General features: G+C 37.6%; 13 protein-coding genes and 2 pseudogenes. 6 read left to right on the plus strand and 9 right to left on the minus strand.

The window, feature by feature from the left end:
- The 3 genes and pseudogenes from G6069_RS03485 to G6069_RS03495 form a co-directional block, all read right to left on the minus strand.
- Positions 1–724 (minus strand): annotated as a pseudogene (locus tag G6069_RS03485) (SabA family sialic acid-binding adhesin); the annotation flags it as partial.
- Between the two features lie 323 nt (positions 725–1,047).
- A complete protein-coding gene (locus G6069_RS03490; protein WP_041051396.1) occupies positions 1,048–1,506 on the minus strand; it encodes a sialic acid-binding protein in 459 nt (152 codons plus the stop codon).
- Between the two features lie 28 nt (positions 1,507–1,534).
- Complete coding sequence (locus G6069_RS03495) at positions 1,535–1,957, minus strand: DUF1104 domain-containing protein (protein ID WP_120929608.1); 423 nt, start codon at positions 1,955–1,957, stop codon at positions 1,535–1,537.
- A gap of 267 nt (positions 1,958–2,224) precedes the next feature.
- Here G6069_RS03495 and G6069_RS03500 point away from each other — a divergent pair, with 267 nt between their 5' ends.
- The 6 genes and pseudogenes from G6069_RS03500 to G6069_RS03525 form a co-directional block, all read left to right on the plus strand.
- Complete coding sequence (locus tag G6069_RS03500) at positions 2,225–2,857, plus strand: LysE family transporter (protein ID WP_000498379.1); 633 nt, start codon at positions 2,225–2,227, stop codon at positions 2,855–2,857.
- 66 nt (positions 2,858–2,923) lie between these two features.
- Positions 2,924–4,693, plus strand: coding sequence for a DNA polymerase III subunit gamma/tau (locus tag G6069_RS03505; RefSeq protein WP_197293391.1), 1,770 nt, complete (start codon positions 2,924–2,926; stop codon positions 4,691–4,693).
- A complete protein-coding gene (tsaE, locus tag G6069_RS03510) occupies positions 4,690–5,091 on the plus strand; it encodes a tRNA (adenosine(37)-N6)-threonylcarbamoyltransferase complex ATPase subunit type 1 TsaE (RefSeq protein ID WP_079373854.1) in 402 nt (133 codons plus the stop codon). Before G6069_RS03505 ends, tsaE begins: the two co-directional genes overlap by 4 nt.
- A gap of 12 nt (positions 5,092–5,103) precedes the next feature.
- A complete protein-coding gene (gene lptB, locus G6069_RS03515) occupies positions 5,104–5,826 on the plus strand; it encodes an LPS export ABC transporter ATP-binding protein (protein ID WP_000353241.1) in 723 nt (240 codons plus the stop codon).
- Positions 5,827–5,828: 2 nt separating this feature from the next.
- The gene (locus tag G6069_RS03520) at positions 5,829–7,073 is read left to right on the plus strand and encodes an RNA polymerase factor sigma-54 (protein WP_041051390.1); all 1,245 of its coding nucleotides are present in this window, start codon (positions 5,829–5,831) and stop codon (positions 7,071–7,073) included.
- Between the two features lie 318 nt (positions 7,074–7,391).
- Positions 7,392–8,339: pseudogene (locus G6069_RS03525) on the plus strand (outer membrane protein); the annotation flags it as partial.
- A 73-nt stretch (positions 8,340–8,412) separates the two neighbouring features.
- Here G6069_RS03525 and G6069_RS03530 read toward each other — a convergent pair.
- From G6069_RS03530 to hopE, 6 genes are all read right to left on the minus strand, one after another.
- On the minus strand, positions 8,413–9,633 hold the full coding sequence (locus G6069_RS03530; RefSeq protein WP_197293392.1) for an HD domain-containing protein: 1,221 nt from the start codon (positions 9,631–9,633) through the stop codon (positions 8,413–8,415).
- 190 nt (positions 9,634–9,823) lie between these two features.
- Positions 9,824–11,803 carry a porin family protein gene (locus G6069_RS03535; RefSeq protein ID WP_197293393.1) on the minus strand — a complete coding sequence of 660 codons (1,980 nt, stop codon included), beginning with the start codon at positions 11,801–11,803 and terminating at the stop codon, positions 9,824–9,826.
- A gap of 271 nt (positions 11,804–12,074) precedes the next feature.
- Positions 12,075–12,977, minus strand: coding sequence for an SAM hydrolase/SAM-dependent halogenase family protein (locus G6069_RS03540; RefSeq protein ID WP_197293394.1), 903 nt, complete (start codon positions 12,975–12,977; stop codon positions 12,075–12,077).
- Positions 12,978–13,424: 447 nt separating this feature from the next.
- Positions 13,425–13,769 (minus strand): hypothetical protein, encoded by a 345-nt coding sequence (locus tag G6069_RS03545; protein ID WP_060473163.1) that lies wholly within the window; start codon positions 13,767–13,769, stop codon positions 13,425–13,427.
- Positions 13,770–13,789: 20 nt separating this feature from the next.
- Positions 13,790–14,716: a 16S rRNA (cytosine(1402)-N(4))-methyltransferase RsmH gene (gene rsmH, locus G6069_RS03550; RefSeq protein WP_197293395.1), complete on the minus strand. Its 927-nt coding sequence runs from the start codon at positions 14,714–14,716 to the stop codon at positions 13,790–13,792.
- A 176-nt stretch (positions 14,717–14,892) separates the two neighbouring features.
- A complete protein-coding gene (gene hopE, locus G6069_RS03555) occupies positions 14,893–15,714 on the minus strand; it encodes a Hop family outer membrane protein HopE (RefSeq protein WP_197293396.1) in 822 nt (273 codons plus the stop codon).
- Positions 15,715–15,816 lie beyond the last annotated feature (102 nt).

The raw sequence follows: 15,816 nt of genomic DNA on the forward strand, positions 1-15,816 counted from the left end.
CGTTGGGTAGCCAGTGGATTCGATAGCACTGGGTGCGTTTGAAACACCACTGATGACGATATTTTTCCACATCATAGAAACCTTGGCTTGTTCGATTAAATCCATAAGCTGTTGCGCGGTTTCAAGAGCTGTAGTCATGGAAGTTTTGTTTCCATTTGATTGATCGCTAGAGCATTCTGATAAGGCACAGAGATTGCCTTGAGCTTTTTGGAGGTTTTCGGCAAGCGCTTTCATTTTATCATAAGTTTCTTTGCTCATAAAACATTGTTGTAATCCTGTGCAGTTCCTATCTTGATGGATTCTTCCAAGAGGAGCATTAGATCCATCATTCAAATTGTTCACAAAAAAACTGAGAGCGTTCCCTGCATAAAGACTCCAAAAAGCCAATACTGAAGTGATAACGGCTTGCGTGGTGTTGTAGATGGGCGATGTTTCTTTGTTTGTGTGGTTGTTACTCGCAAAGCTTTTTAAATCGCTTAAAGCATTGTTGACAGCCTGAATGTTGTTCGCCGTTTGAATGCTTCGTTTTAACGAAGCCAGTTGATTTAAATACTGGCTTAATTGTTCGTATTTGTCGTTCAAGTTTTTCAATTCACCGGTGTTTTTGACCATTTGCACCGCTTCGCCGATTTGATAGCCGGCGCTCACAAAAAAGCCGTTGTCTTCAGCGTTTAAAAGCGATGAAGCGAGAGAGAGAGAGAGAGAGTAAAAATCGTTTTTTCATAAAATGTTCCTTAAAGTAATGTTTTTATTGTAAACATGAATAGAAATGAAAATTTATTTACAATATGTTTAACTTTACCATAAATTGATTGGATTTCAAAAAAAAAAAAAAAAAGATTTTTGGGTGTTTTTTAACTATTTATCTTTGGAGTGTTAATTTTTGTAATAATGAAACCATCTTTTGAATCTTATAAGCAATATTTAATGAGAACAGAATTTTGATAACGCTTAACAGAACGCATTTACCCCAAACGCCACAGAGCGTTTAGGATTTCTGCTTAAAGAATTTGAAGCTTTGATAGAAAAAGTGGTGTGGTTTAAGCTTTAGTGCTTATCGCTGTGATCTTCATCATGGTGGTCATGGTCTTTATCGTCATGATCTTTGTCATGTTTTTTGCCATGCTTCTTGCCATGCTTATCGTGTTTGTGCTTTTTCCCATGCTTGCATGATCTCAACCCAAAATCATCATCCATGTCTTCCATATTGCCTTTTTTAAGCGCTTCTTTAATGGCTTTTTGGCGGGCTTCAAAATCCGCTACGGTCATTTTGTCTGTGTTTTTAGTCGCATATTCATGCAATTGTTTATGGAACGCCTTTCTCTTGTCTTCAGGCATCTTTTCCATGCGCTTTTTTAACTCTTTTGTGTAATCCACAATATCTTGCGGAGCGACAACGCCAGCCATTTTAGCCAAATCTTCATCGCTTGTTTTGCTGAAATCTTTGGCGTTCAAAGCCACAAATAACAACGCGCTAACAGAAAGTATTTTCAACGCTTTTTTCATTTTTTATCCTTTTAAATTAAATTTTATCTCACTTAGGAGAACAATGTTCGTCTTTTTTCTTAACAGCCCTACACCAAACTTTTCTCGTATCGCCGCTACAAACGCTCACATTAAGTCCTTTTGCCTTAATTTCTTCAGCGCTCAAACCTTTGGTTTTTTCTTCTAATTCTTTACGCACCTCTTCACGCATTTTTTTGAAATCCTCTTCGCTCATTTTGGAAAGATTCTTCCTAGCGATCCGGCTGAAATTCGCGCGGAATTTCTTAGCATCCTCAGCGTTTAAAGCTTTAAGGCGTTTAGACACTTCCATGCGATAATCAATCGCTTCATTAGAAGGCAGAGTGCCTGCTAATTCTAAAAGCTCCTTATCTTTGAGTTGCGAAAAATCTCTAGCGCTTAAAACCTGTAATCCAAGCAAAGCTAACAGGCAAAAAGCCAAACTCTTTCTCATTCCCAATTCCTTGTTGTCTAAATTTTTGCCACACAACGACAGCAAATTTTGGCATTCTACCATGTTAATTTTAATTTATTCTCAAACGCCACTAAGAGCGGTAAAAAATGGGGTTTTTAAATTTCGTGCAACCATTGTGTATCATCATTTAATTTTTATTTATAAAGGTCGTTTTAAACCCTAAAATTTTAAAATACCATTTTGAATGATTGGTTTGCATGGCGTTGGTAGTTTTTGGCTTATTTTGAGTGAAAGGATTTAAGCAAGATGTTTGTGGTTTTTATAGAAGGTTTTGGTTTAGCGATTTCTTTGTGCGCGGCGGTGGGGGCGCAATCCTTGTTTATTGTGGAAAGAGGCATGGCTAGGAACTATGTGTTTTTGATTTGCGCTCTGTGTTTTATGTGCGATATTGTATTGATGAGCATGGGCGTGTTTGGCGTGGGGGCTTATTTTGCGAAAAATCTTTATTTGAGCTTGTTTTTGAATTTATTTGGGGCGGTTTTTACCGGATTTTACGCTTTTTTAGCTTTAAAAACCCTTTTTCAAACCTTTAAAAAGAAGCAAGTCCAAACCCCCAAAAAACTATCCTTAAAAAAGACCTTATTGTTCACTTTAGGCGTTACCTTACTCAACCCTCAAGTGTATTTGGAAATGGTGTTTTTAATTGGCGCGAGTGCTTTGTCTTTTGATTTAGTGCAAAAATTTGTCTTTCTAGCTGGCACTTTATCGGCGGCTTTTTCTTGGCTTTTATTGTTATGCACCCTGTCCTTACGCTATGGCTCCAAACTTTTAAACAACCAAAAAATCTTTATGGGCGTGAATCTCTTTGTAACCGCTATCATGGGAACGCTTAGCGTTACTTTATTCAGGGATTTTTTAGCGTTATTGAGTAAAACCTAAAAAGGGGCTAGTTTTAAGTCATTTTGCATTACAATACCCCTAAATGAGTTTTAAGGATTAGGATCAATGCAAGTTTTAGCGTTAAAATACCGCCCCAAACATTTTAGCGAGCTAGTCGGTCAAGAGAGCGTGGCTAAAACGCTTTCTTTAGCCCTAGACAACCAGCGTTTGGCTAACGCTTATTTATTCAGCGGGTTAAGGGGTTCGGGTAAAACCAGCTCTTCTAGGATTTTTGCTAGGGCTTTAATGTGCGAAACAGGGCCAAAAGCCGTGCCTTGTGATACTTGCATCCAATGCCAGAGCGCTTTAAACAACCACCACATAGATATTATAGAAATGGACGGGGCGTCTAATAGGGGGATTGATGATGTCCGTAACCTCATAGAGCAAACGCGCTACAAACCAAGCTTTGGGCGTTATAAAATCTTTATCATTGATGAAGTGCATATGTTCACCACCGAAGCGTTTAACGCGCTTTTAAAGACTTTAGAAGAGCCTCCTAGCCATGTGAAATTCCTTTTAGCGACAACGGACGCTTTGAAATTGCCCGCTACCATACTCAGCCGCACCCAACATTTCAGGTTTAAAAAAATCCCTGAAAATTCCGTTATTTCTCATTTAAAAACCATTTTAGAAAAAGAACAAGTGAGCTATGAAAGTAGCGCGTTAGAAAAACTCGCTCACAGCGGGCAAGGGAGTTTGAGGGACACGATCACTCTTTTAGAGCAAGCCATCAATTATTGCGATAACGCTATCACAGAAAGCAAAGTGGCTGAAATGTTAGGAGCGATTGACAGGAGCGTTTTAGAAGATTTTTTTCAAAGCCTAATCAACCAAGATGAAGCGCGATTGCAAGAGCGTTATGCCATTTTAGAAAATTATGAAACCGAGAGCGTTTTAGAAGAAATGATGCTTTTTTTGAAAGCGAAATTATTAAGCCATGATACTTATTCCATCCTTTTGATAGAGCGCTTTTTTAAAATCATTATGAGCGGTTTGAGCCTTTTAAAAGAAGGGGCTAATGCCAGTTTTGTGCTGTTGTTATTGAAAATGAAATTCAAAGAAGCTTTAAAACTCAAAGCCCTAGACGATGCGATTTTGGAATTAGAGCAAAGTAAAGAAAGCGCTTTAAAGCCCTTAAACCAAAACGCTAACGCCTTTAAACAAGAACCCAAAAACGCAGAAAAAATAGAAAAGCCAGAAAAAAGAGAGGGCGCAGAAAAAAGAGAGAGCACAGAAACCCCGCAAACTCCCATGCTTTCAGCCAAAGATCGCATTTTTCACAACCTTTTCAAACAAGTTCAAACATTGGTTTATGAGCGCAACTATGAATTAGGGGCGGTGTTTGAAAAAAATATCCGTTTCATTGATTTTGACAGCCAGACTAAAACCTTGACTTGGGAGTCTTTAGCCACCCATAAAGATAAAGAGCTTTTAAGAGAGCGTTTTAAAATCGTGAAAAGCATCGTTGATGGGGTTTTTGGCAAGGGCGAAAATATCAAAATCGCTTTAAAAAATCATTCAGAAAATAAAAGCGCTTCAGAAGTGGTTAAAGAGTTTAAATTCCCTTATTCAAAGCCCAAACCAACCACCGAAACGACGGCTGAAATGCAAGAAAACGATACTAAAGAAGCGGTTGGAAAAGCGCTTCAAACGAAAGAAAACGAAATTAAAGAGGTTCAAGAAAAAGAAATTAAAGAAAACGAAACTAAAGAGACTAAAGAAACCCAACCCAAAGAAGCCCCAACAGCCTTGCAAGAATTTATGGCTAACCACTCTGAGCTGATTGAAGAGATTAAGAGCGAGTTTGAAATCAAAAGCGTGGAATTGTTATGAGAGCGGATTTAGACGAGTTAGACAAAGTGGCTACTGCAATTTTAAAAGATGATTTTAAGGGGGTGGTGCTTTTAAAAGGCGTTGTGGGGAGCGGTAAAACGACTTTGGTTCAAGCGTGCTTGAAACACTTGGGGTTAGACATTCAAGCGACTTCGCCCACCTTTAGCTTAATGCATGCTTATAGCGAGAGCGTGTTCCATTATGATTTTTACATGCACGATTTAAAGGCTTGTTTGGAGCTTGGCATGTTGGAGTGCTTGTTAGAAAAGGGGATCCATTTTGTGGAATGGGGCGATGAAAAATTAGAAAAAATTTTAAAAAAATACGATTTAGCTATTAAGGTTGTGGAAATCAAAACCGAATCAACTAGCCGTTTTTATACAATAAAGATCGCTTAAAGGGCCGTTTGAATGGATATTTTAAAAGCAGAGCATTTAAACAAACAGATTAAAAAAACCAAAATCGTTTCAGATGTTTCTTTAGAAGTGAAAAGCGGCGAAGTGGTGGGGCTTTTAGGGCCTAATGGGGCGGGTAAAACCACCACCTTTTATATGATATGTGGGCTTTTAGAGCCTAGTGGGGGGAGCGTTTATTTAAACGATGTCAATTTAGCTAAATACCCCTTACACAAGCGTTCTAACTTAGGTATAGGCTACTTGCCCCAAGAATCCAGTATTTTTAAAGAATTGAGCGTGGAAGAGAATCTGGCCCTAGCAGGGGAGAGCACTTTTAAAAACTCTAAAGAGAGCGAAGAAAAAATGGAAAGCTTGCTTGATGCTTTTAATATCCAAGCCATAAGAGAGCGCAAGGGCATGAGCTTGAGTGGGGGAGAAAGAAGGCGCGTAGAAATCGCTAGGGCTTTAATGAAAAATCCTAAATTCGTATTATTAGATGAGCCTTTTGCGGGCGTGGATCCGATTGCGGTGATTGACATTCAAAAAATCATTGAAAGCTTGATTGGATTAAACATCGGCGTGTTGATTACTGATCACAATGTGCGAGAGACTTTGAGCGTGTGCCATAGGGCGTATGTGATTAAAAGCGGCACGCTTTTAGCGAGCGGGAACGCTAATGAAATTTATGAAAACGCTTTGGTGCGTAAGTATTATTTAGGGGAAAATTTTAAGGTATAAACATGGCGATCTTACGCGCAAACCTTAGCCCTAAAAACAAATTAAACGCTACTTTAAAAGGGTGGCTCCCCATTTTACAAAGCGAGCTTGAAGATTTAGAAGAAGTGTTGAAACAAAATGCTTTAGATAACCCCTTAATCAAAATTGAAAACAAACGCATCAAAAATTTTAGCGATCGTTTTAGCGCTAAAAAGAGCAGCGATCATTTAGAAAATTTCGCAATCGCATCTAAAAGCCTTTTTGAAACCCTAGAAGCTCAAATCATTCCCCCTCTCTTTCCTACTGAAACCTCTCAAAAAATCGCTATGGATATTATCAGCGGGCTGGATAGTGAAGGGTATTTTGAAGAAAACATTGAAGAAAGGGCTAAAATTTTAGGGGTGGAGAGCGAAGTTTATGAAAAAGTGCGCAAGCGTTTTAGTTACCTTAATCCCGCTGGCATTGGCGCTAAAGACGTGAAAGAGAGCTTTTTATTCCAATTAGAGAGTAGGGAATTGGACAATAACGAGCTTTATGAAGAAGCGCGAAAGATCATTTTAAATTTAGAAAAACACCATGAATTTTCTAAAGATTTTTATTATGAAAAGGCTTTAAAGATTTTAAAATCCTTTAAAAACCCCCCAGCTATTGAGTTTTTAGAAAAAGAAATAGAAGTCATTCCTGAGCTTTTTATTTTAGAAGTGGATAATGAAATGATTGTGCGTTTGAACGATGAGAGCTACCCGACGATCAGTTTAGAAGAAAATCGCTTTAAGGATAGCGATTATTTGAAAGAAAAATTAAAAGAGGCTAAAGATTTGATTGATGCGTTAAATTTGAGAAAAGCCACGATTTATAAAATCGGTCTGATGCTTTTAGAGTATCAATACGATTTTTTTAAGGGTAAGGAATTGCGCCCTTTAAAATTATTGGATTTAGCCAATGAGTTTAACCACTCTGTAAGCACGATTTCAAGGGCCATTTCTAATAAATATTTGGCATGCGAAAGGGGGGTTTTCCCTATTAAACATTTCTTTAGCATCGCCTTAGACAATAGCGAGACTTCAAACGCTGTGATTAAAGACTATCTTTTAGAATTGATCAAAAACGAAGACAAAAAAGAGCCTTTGAGCGACGCTAAGATTTTAGAACTCATTGAAGAAAAATTCCATTTGAAAATGGTAAGAAGAACGATCACCAAATACCGCCAATTGCTCAACATCGCTTCTTCAAGCGAGAGGAAAAGGCTCTATTTGATGCGTGCTTGAAAATAACCAATCAAGTTCTACTCAAATGGATCAGAAAAAATCCGCTTAAGCTATACCCTAACATATAAAAAGAATGATTTTAGAGAGGTGAGCGGATTGGTTAAAAGTTTTATTGTTTTGATGCATGGGGTTTCCTAAATTTAAAAATAACCAAAGATTAACATGTTTTTAATTTAATATTCATTAAGTGGTGGTTTTGTGGCTATTTCATTTTAATTTTTTTGTTTTTCATTAAAACCCAATAACTAAAATCTTATTTTTATAATAAAATACTCACTAATAACAAAATCCTAAACTCAAGGAAAACCATGAAAAAAGCTCTCTTACTCTCTCTCGTTTTGGCTCCACGCTGAAAGGAATGGATTTTATGTAGGTTTAAATGCTCTAGAAGGAAGCTACATTCAAGAACAAGGTAGTATCGGCGAAAGAATTTTAGCAGAAGACGCCTTAAATCAAGCGATCAAAAACGCAAACAATTACCCCTTTCTCAAACAATTAGCAAAAGATGTAGAAGACGCGCAAAACGCTTTAAACAAAGTGAAAGATTCAAACAAAGTCGCTATCCAATTTAAAGGAAATGGTGGAACGGGCGGTATTCTTAATGAAATCAGCTTTGGGTATAAATATTTTTTGGGTAAAAAAAGGATTATAGGGTTTAGGCACTCTCTTTTTTTCGGTTACCAAGTCAGTAAGCTTGCTTATGCTCCTTTCGCCAGTTTAATAGCTGTTTCACCCTTGAGTTTGCCCGCTTTTAGTTCTATTTCTTATTCTGATATCGGTTCAATAGCTTTTTTACCCTATGGTTTCAATACGGATTTGCTTATCAATTTAATCGATAAGCGAGCGTCCCAAGAATCCGGCAGAACGCTAGACGCTAACGCATTAGAAAGAGCATCAAGGCGTGCATTCAGAGAGGATTCTTTAGGGCTTGTGATTGGCATGGATATAGGGGCTATCACTTGGTTTTCAAGTAACAACCTCTATCCGTTTTCAAGTATAAATCTCAACCCTTTCAATCAAGTCAAGAGTCGCACGATTTTTCAGTTGCAAGGAAAATTTGGCGTTCGTTGGAATCGTGAAACATATACTTTTGAAGGGTTTCCTATAAGTTTTAGTGTTGAATTAGGGGTTAAAGTGCCAGCTTTTAAAGTCAATTACTATAGCGATAATTATGGGGATAAATTGGATTATAAAAGAGTGGTGAGCGTTTATCTTAACTATACATATAACTTTAACTTTAAAAACATGCTTTTTAATGCTCTTTAGTTGGTTGTCTTAAACATGCTTTTGAGTATTTTTTAGATCTTATAACCAATACGCTATCAAATAGATCTATAAATCACTTAAAATCCCTAAACAATTTCCCTAAATCCAAATCAAGCAGTTCTGTTTGGGATCGCAATTCTAAAAGGTTTTGAGCCCCTTTAATCAAATCGTTACTGGAAATGCCATGAGAAAGAGAGATTTGGGCTTCTAAAAACGCGCTCAAATGATCGCACACCTTCAAAAGCTCCCCACAAACCCCAAGATATTCATCGCTGTTATAAAGCGTGAACAATTCTTCAGCGTCTTTAGTGAAAATGATTTTGTTAGACTTGTCTTTGTAGCGGTTTTTAAACTCGTTTTCGGTGAAATATTTCAAATCTTCTTGAACGCCCAAAGACACAAAAGAATAGACTTTGTTTTGCATTTCCTTTTTTTCAATTTCTTTAATGCAGTTATCAAGCCCTGCAACGCTTTGTTTGATGGGTGTGATAATGTCTCGGGTTAAAATTTCGGGCAAATCATGGAAAAGCCCGCCCAAAAAATGATTGATCCGCATGCTTTTACAAGCTTTTAAATCAAAGCTCAACAAATACCCCATAAGCGCCACGCATAAGGTATGCCCTAGGACACTGGTTTGCGGCACTCTTGGGGTCTGGCTCCAGCGCTTTTGGAAACGCAACTGCCCAAACATGCTCACCAATTTTTTCAGATCTTCTTTTTCCCCAAAAAGCCCTTCAAACAAATGCTCGTTATTGTGGAGTTGCTTGTCAATTTTATCTTTAATTTCTTTCACGCCATACATGTTGGGGTTAAAATGATAAATAATATCAAACTCCCATTTGGACGCATAAAAATGCGCACTCTCTAAAATTTGAGTTTCTAAAATTTGAGGCCTGTGGCTTAAATACTCTTTTAATTCCTCTAAAGAAAAATACACGCTGATTTCATCTTGCAAACTTTGCGCAACATAGGAGGCTAATTCTTGGCTGTGCGTTTGTTGGAGGGCGTAAAAAATAGGGGGTTTAATATCGGTTAAAACCAAGCGCTCCAAAAATTCAAAGCAAAAGAACTTGATTAAAAGATCCAAATCTAAGTCATTACCCCTGTCTTTTAAATCTTTAGCGAGCAGATACGCAATCATCGCTTTATGGGCTTGTTTGTCTAATTCCACAAATTCTAAAGGGCATGCTTGGTCATTCCAGCGCCTAATAGACGCACCCGCAAACACACGCCTTAAAAATTGAGTTTTGAGTTTGGGGGCTTTTAGGGGTTTAATAGGATGAGCCGCATACATAACTTTCCTTTTTATACTATTTTGAATATTAAAGCTATGATCTTATTAAGAAGCGTTGATTTTATCGCACAAGATTGAAAAATCTTAACGCACCACTATCAATACTAACTTAAATTTTATTATACGAAAAAAAGATAAAAATAAGGCTTTTATTTAAAAAAATGTTATTTCTATCAATTCATTTCACACTCTAAAACACCCACCCATAATTAAAAAACACCTTAAAATGGCTAGCCCCTTCATTAAAAACAAAAGAGTTCGCATAATCGCCACCACTAGAAACGACGCTAGCTTTTCTTTGGATTAAAGGGATGCTAATCCCTACAGAATATTTAGAATGCTTATAGCGGTAATTCAATCCAGTAGCCACATCCAAATTACCACTCCCTTTGACTTTATTGAGCACATAATAGCTGTTATACAAGCCCCTTAACCCCCCAAAGATACCAAAAGATGAAGAAAAGTTTCTTTGAACGCCTATAGGGCTATTTTTATTGGAGTAAGTGGTGATGAAATCCAGTAACAAATCTATCCCCCCACCATAGCTCAATTGCTGGAATTTTTGATTAACGGCTTTAGAATAGTTGTATTTGATGATGCCATAATAAGCCAACCCTATGAAATCATTAAAGTAATTTTGATAGCCTATTTTAGCGTTAACCCCTAAAATAGGGCTTCTAAAGCTTTGCGAAGCGCTTGAAGAATAGTGGTTGGTAACGCTAGAAGTGACAAAGGTTTTTTGAATGGTGCTGAGCATGGAATTGGCTAAATCTTGCGTGTTCAAACTAGCGTTTAGATTGTAGTTTGTTTGAGCGCTCAAATTAGCGTAATTGATGGGTAAAGCGTTTTGATTAATAAGCTGCTGCCAAACCGCTGCTGTTACCCCTAAAAAGCCAGCCGGAACATCCGCGCAATTGTGATAGATGGAATTAGGGTAGTTGCTAGGGAAAACGGGCTGATTAGAACCCCCATAAAGCGAACACACATTATAGGGGAGACCATCAGAGTCTTTTGGTTTGCCATTTTCATTTTGACCGGTTGGCACCCTTTGATAAGTCATGTTCCCATTATGCCCATAGCCTTTAGTGTGGCTGAATTCATGCAAGATGGTTCTTAAATCCTCTAAATTGATGGTTTTAAGGTTGTTGCCAAAGAGTTTCTGGGGTTCTAAAGCATAGGCTTCTACTCCTAATGTGCCATATTCACCATCATTACCATATCCATTGGCTAACCCTACAACCCCTGAATTTTTTAAAACAACCGCATCAATTTCTATTTTTTTCCTAAAATTATTAATAATACCTTGTTTGTTGAGTATATATTGTTGATCGACTTTAGTATCAACACGCCCATTTACTCCGGGATTTACGCATTTTGAAGGATCATTATCGCAATCTGTTGAGCTGTTAGTGAATTCAAAAGGAGCGTTTAAAATCGCATCGCCCCAAGATTGGGAGTCTAAAACAGCGATCATGTTCAACATCAAATTAGTGAATTCTTCTGCGGTTTGTGGGGTGAAATTTTGCCAACAATCATTTTTGGTATTACCATTATTATTGTAAGGACAAGTGTTGAAATTGTTTGGATTTTCATTACTATATTTCATTATAAGATTTGTCTTAATCTTATTGAGCGTTTCAAACACCCTCTGCGTGTTAGTATCAGAAATAGAAGTGCTAGTGGTTTCAAATTTTGGAAAAAAGAAAGTATAGGGGCCAATTTTATCAAACGCCTCTTTTAGACTATCAAACGCCTCCCCGGGTAAAACAATCTTAGAGTGTTTGGGGATGGTCTCTATCACGCCCAAATCGATCGCATTGCCTTGAGGGTCTGTAAAACTCAGTTTAACATTGCTTAGATTGTAAGGTAAGAAATTTTCTATAGTTAATTTACCACCAATATACAACACTTTAATAGGGGATAAAGATGAAAAGTTTAATTGCGATATGGATTTAGCGTCTGTGAACAAATTAGCCGCTCTTTTTAAAACGCTATCTGTGGGTAAATAGTTATAAGTCGCGTAAGTGTTTTTTGTGGTGATGTGTCTTTTTTCTTGCGTTTGCGTGCCTTCTAATAGCCCAGTTTCAAACCCGGCTTCTATGAAAAAGCCGTTTTTCTCGTTCGCTTCTAAAGCGCTGAATAATAAAAGTGGGATGAATAGTTTTCTCATGGTTATCTCTTTTTAGTTTATAGCACCTTTATTATACAGTTTAAGGGGGTTGTTTGTTTGTTTTTTGAAATTTAACGCTTTTACAAGGGATTAGTATTTCATATTGAAACAAAATTTTAACAACGAGTGTTTGTTTAGGGGTTAATTTAGCATTAATTAGGCTGTGTTAATGAAAACTTGACACTCAAAACCCTTAAAACCCCCTAGCAAAAACTTGCACATCTTTAGCAGTTAGGGCGTTTCACGCCCCTTAATTTTTCTAAAAAGCGCCTTACTTAGCGCACTTCTTTATATCAATATTCCAATCAGCACCGGATTTGATTTGATGTTTTTGCGCGAAATTATCCATATTCAGCGCCACGGAAACATTCAACAAGCTGTTTAGATAAACCAACGGCTGGCCTTCTGGCACATCGCCAAAGCTCGCAACATACGGCATTTTCCCTTCGTATTGTTTCTTAGAATCTTTAAAAATCGTTACACACAGCGTGTCATTGAGTTTGATTTTTGCTTGATTGAGTAATTTATCGCTGATATTGCTCCAAACATTGCCATATTGAATATCCAAAATCGGGATATTGCCTTTCACTTCCCCTTTTGTGGCTTTCGCTTTTTGGTAAGGAATTTCAACGACTTTTGCGGGAAGCTCTGGCCCGACCTGCTCGAATGTGATCGCCCCAGAAGCCAAGCGCGCCCCAGTGTAAGCATACACATCACGACCATGGAAAGTATAGGATTTTTCAGAACCTTTCAAGCGGTTAGCTTTTTCGTCAATTTCGCGCACGCTATCAATCCCCAAAGTTTGCGCCACCAAAGTCAGCGTGCCGTTATCCGGCGAAACAAAATACTGGCCGTTTTTAGTTTTTAGCACCACCGATTTACGATTAGTGCCTACGCCCGGATCCACTACGCTCACAAATACCGAACCTTTTGGCCAATAACTAGCGGTCTGATACAAGCGGTAAGCACCTTCCCAAATGTTATACGGGGGGATTTCGTGCGTCAAATCAAAGATTTTAAGATTAGAATCAACGCTAAAAGCGACGCCTTTCATCGCCGAGACAGCCCCATCTTTCAGGCTAAAATCTGTCTGTAAAATCAAAGCGTTATCCGCATGAACAGACGATAACCCTATACACGTTGATAAAAACAACGCTAAAATCGTTTTTTTCATCTATATTTCCTTATCTGATGTTAGTGTTGTGTTATATACTGAATAACAAAAGCGAAGTGAATATTTTTTATGGTTGCTCCTTGATTAACTTTTATGGACTTTTGGAATTTCTATTATACTATTTAAGAGGGGTTTTTCCTAAAAATCAAGGGTTTAAAGGGGCTTTACATCTAAATAGAAACAAATTTTTAAAAACAAGTTTTTGTTTTAAGGTTAATTTAGCGTTAATTAGGCCATTTTTAATAAAAACTTGACACCCAAAACCTTTAATCCCCCCTTAATTTTTCTAAAAAAGTTGCTTTGTTTGATAGTAAAATCATGAACGCATAGGGGGATATTTTGCGCTTAATGCCCCCTAAGAGCACTTTATAAGAGACCTTGCTTGACGCAAGCTTTTTTATATTTAGTTTATATTTAGTTTAAAAAATGTTTTCTGGCATTTTTTCATTAAAACGCAATATCGCCAATGTTTTCACTATTTTCTATATAGTATTTAAAACGCTCTTTTTCTAATTCGTTTTTTAGGATTTGTTGTTCTTCTAAAAGCAGGCGTTTTTGATCTTCTAGGGTGTTGATTTTACGGCTAATATAATAGATATTATTGCTCAAATAAATTTTAGGCACTAACAGAGCTAAAAACGCGCCCCCAAAAACCAATACCCCTATTAAATTCATTAAAGAAAGACCATGCGAATTTTCATTTGTAGCTTCGGCGAATAATTCTTTCTTTTCGTCCTCTTCTATGCGCACAAAGCGTTCTTTTTCATTTGAAGAATGGGTTTTGATATTCATGGCTTATTCATATAACTTACTCATGGCTTGAATTGAAACACCCTCATTTTAGCGCTTCGTGAACGCCTGTTGTTTTTAATTTCTTCTGGGCTTGGAGTGATGGGCTTTTTAGTTAAAATTGTACCTAAAGCGTGATTGTTAGAGCAAGCGCATTTGAAACTTGAAGGATCGCAAATGCAATTTTTGGCGTAATCTTTAAAGGCGTTTTTCACTAACGCATCTTCTAAAGAATGAAAAGAAATCACGCACAAAATCGCTCCCTTAAGGTTTCTAGCGCTTTGTAAAAACTCTTTTAACTCTTCTAATTCGCTATTGACTTCTATGCGGACGGCTTGAAACACTAGTGTCGCTGGGTGGATTTTTTTATTTTTAGAAAGGGAGCTTAAAAACTCGCTCAAATCCTTAGCGTCTTTAAAGGGTTTTTTAGTGCGCCTTTCTGCAATTTTGTGGGCGATTTTTTTGTATTCCTTGATTTCGCCATAGTCTCTAAAGATTTTTTCTAACGCTATTACAGGATAAGAGTTGATGACTTTTTGAGCGTTCAATTCGCTTTCCAAATCCATGCGCATATCCAAAGCGTGCGAGCGGAAATTAAACCCTCTGTCATCATCATCAAGCTGTAAGGAACTCACCCCTAAATCCACTAAAACCCCCTTGATTCGCTCGCCATGAATCTCTAGGGCTTCTTTAAAGCGTTTGGCAAACCCTCCACTTAAGAGATTACAACGCCCTTCAAAGGCTTTCAATCGTTCTTTAGCGATTTCTTGAGCGAACTTATCCTTATCAATGCCAATGAGTTTCAGGTGCGGTTTTTGGGATAGAATCGCTTTAGAATGCCCCCCTAACCCTAAAGTACAATCTATCAAAACCCCTTCTTCTAAAGGCGTGAACGCTTGCAAAACTTCTTGCAACAAAACGCTTTGGTGCAAACTCTCTATTTCTTGCAAACAACCCCCTTAAAACCCCTAGATGAATTTTCCAAATGCTCACTCAATGGTGTTGGTTTTGTTGGTTACGCTCAAAAATTTTTTTAATTGATCTCAGCTTTTTAAGGTGTGAAAATTCAAACTAAAACCCTTTTCATAAAGACTAAAAAGGGTTTAAAGACACCCTTTTAAAGGGTTTAAAAAGTGTAGTTATACCCCAAATAAAGCGAATAATCCCGTTTCAAATGGTAATAAAGATTAGTAGCGTTAGGACCCGCACTCAAAAACTTGTTGATGAGTAGGGGTACTCTCACGCCAAACTCTACGCCATTATGCTTGTAGATATTGGCTCTCACGCCAAAATTCAACCAGACTTGAAAAGCAACGGTTGAAGTGTTGGTGCTATAAGGAGCGTTAGGGTTACAATAAGTAGGGGTACAAACATCAGGACCTTTAGCTTCAATGATTTGCTCTTTCCAATAGTTTGCCGCTGAGCTTTTCCAAGTGTTACCGCCGATAGCGACCCCACCAAAAACACCAAAAGAAGCGTTATCGTTATCAATAATATCAGCTAACAAATCGCTCCCCACACCCCAAGAAACCATATCCAACTGGATTTTATTAGGTGCATAAACTTGCTTACCTAAATCGGCATGCCCGTAATCAAAAAGCCCATACACTCTAAAACCAAACCACTTGCTTGTCATATCTAGCGACTTGAATTGGAAGAATTTCTTATAACCCACATTCAACCCAAAACCATTCAAAGCCCCATTAGCGTATTTGGAGTGCCAATTGATATTGGTATGTCCCGGATTATACTTATTAGCGGTAAGACCTGGGGGGCAACCTACAACACTCCCTGTGCAATCCCCTGTATTATAAATATTGCTATTCAAACGGGCTTGTCCAAGCTGGTAATTAGCCCCCACATAAACACCATCACCTTCGGCTAACAACGAAGAGCTCAAAACTGCGGATAGAAGCCCTAAAGCTACAAACTTTTTCATAAATTCCATTCCTTTACATTCCTATCTTTAAAATTGTCTCATAAAATAATAGCATGTTTATCCTTAATCAAGCAAATATTTTTAACTCTTATGAATAAGAAATGATAATAA

Origin of the sequence: Helicobacter pylori (assembly GCF_017594925.1) — a bacterium.
Classification (GTDB): Bacteria; Campylobacterota; Campylobacteria; order Campylobacterales; family Helicobacteraceae; genus Helicobacter; species Helicobacter pylori_DP.

Bases quoted from the DNA above. Each gene is read 5' to 3' on its own strand.
- G6069_RS03490 (WP_041051396.1), bottom strand. From the start codon at position 1,506: ATGAAAAAAGCGTTGAAAATACTTTCTGTTAGCGCGTTGTTATTTGTG.
- G6069_RS03495 (WP_120929608.1), bottom strand. From the start codon at position 1,957: ATGAGAAAGAGTTTGGCTTTTTGCCTGTTAGCTTTGCTTGGATTACAG.
- G6069_RS03500 (WP_000498379.1), top strand. From the start codon at position 2,225: ATGTTTGTGGTTTTTATAGAAGGTTTTGGTTTAGCGATTTCTTTGTGC.
- G6069_RS03505 (WP_197293391.1), top strand. From the start codon at position 2,924: ATGCAAGTTTTAGCGTTAAAATACCGCCCCAAACATTTTAGCGAGCTA.
- tsaE (WP_079373854.1), top strand. From the start codon at position 4,690: ATGAGAGCGGATTTAGACGAGTTAGACAAAGTGGCTACTGCAATTTTA.
- lptB (WP_000353241.1), top strand. From the start codon at position 5,104: ATGGATATTTTAAAAGCAGAGCATTTAAACAAACAGATTAAAAAAACC.
- G6069_RS03520 (WP_041051390.1), top strand. From the start codon at position 5,829: ATGGCGATCTTACGCGCAAACCTTAGCCCTAAAAACAAATTAAACGCT.
- G6069_RS03530 (WP_197293392.1), bottom strand. From the start codon at position 9,633: ATGTATGCGGCTCATCCTATTAAACCCCTAAAAGCCCCCAAACTCAAA.
- G6069_RS03535 (WP_197293393.1), bottom strand. From the start codon at position 11,803: ATGAGAAAACTATTCATCCCACTTTTATTATTCAGCGCTTTAGAAGCG.
- G6069_RS03540 (WP_197293394.1), bottom strand. From the start codon at position 12,977: ATGAAAAAAACGATTTTAGCGTTGTTTTTATCAACGTGTATAGGGTTA.
- G6069_RS03545 (WP_060473163.1), bottom strand. From the start codon at position 13,769: ATGAATATCAAAACCCATTCTTCAAATGAAAAAGAACGCTTTGTGCGC.
- hopE (WP_197293396.1), bottom strand. From the start codon at position 15,714: ATGGAATTTATGAAAAAGTTTGTAGCTTTAGGGCTTCTATCCGCAGTT.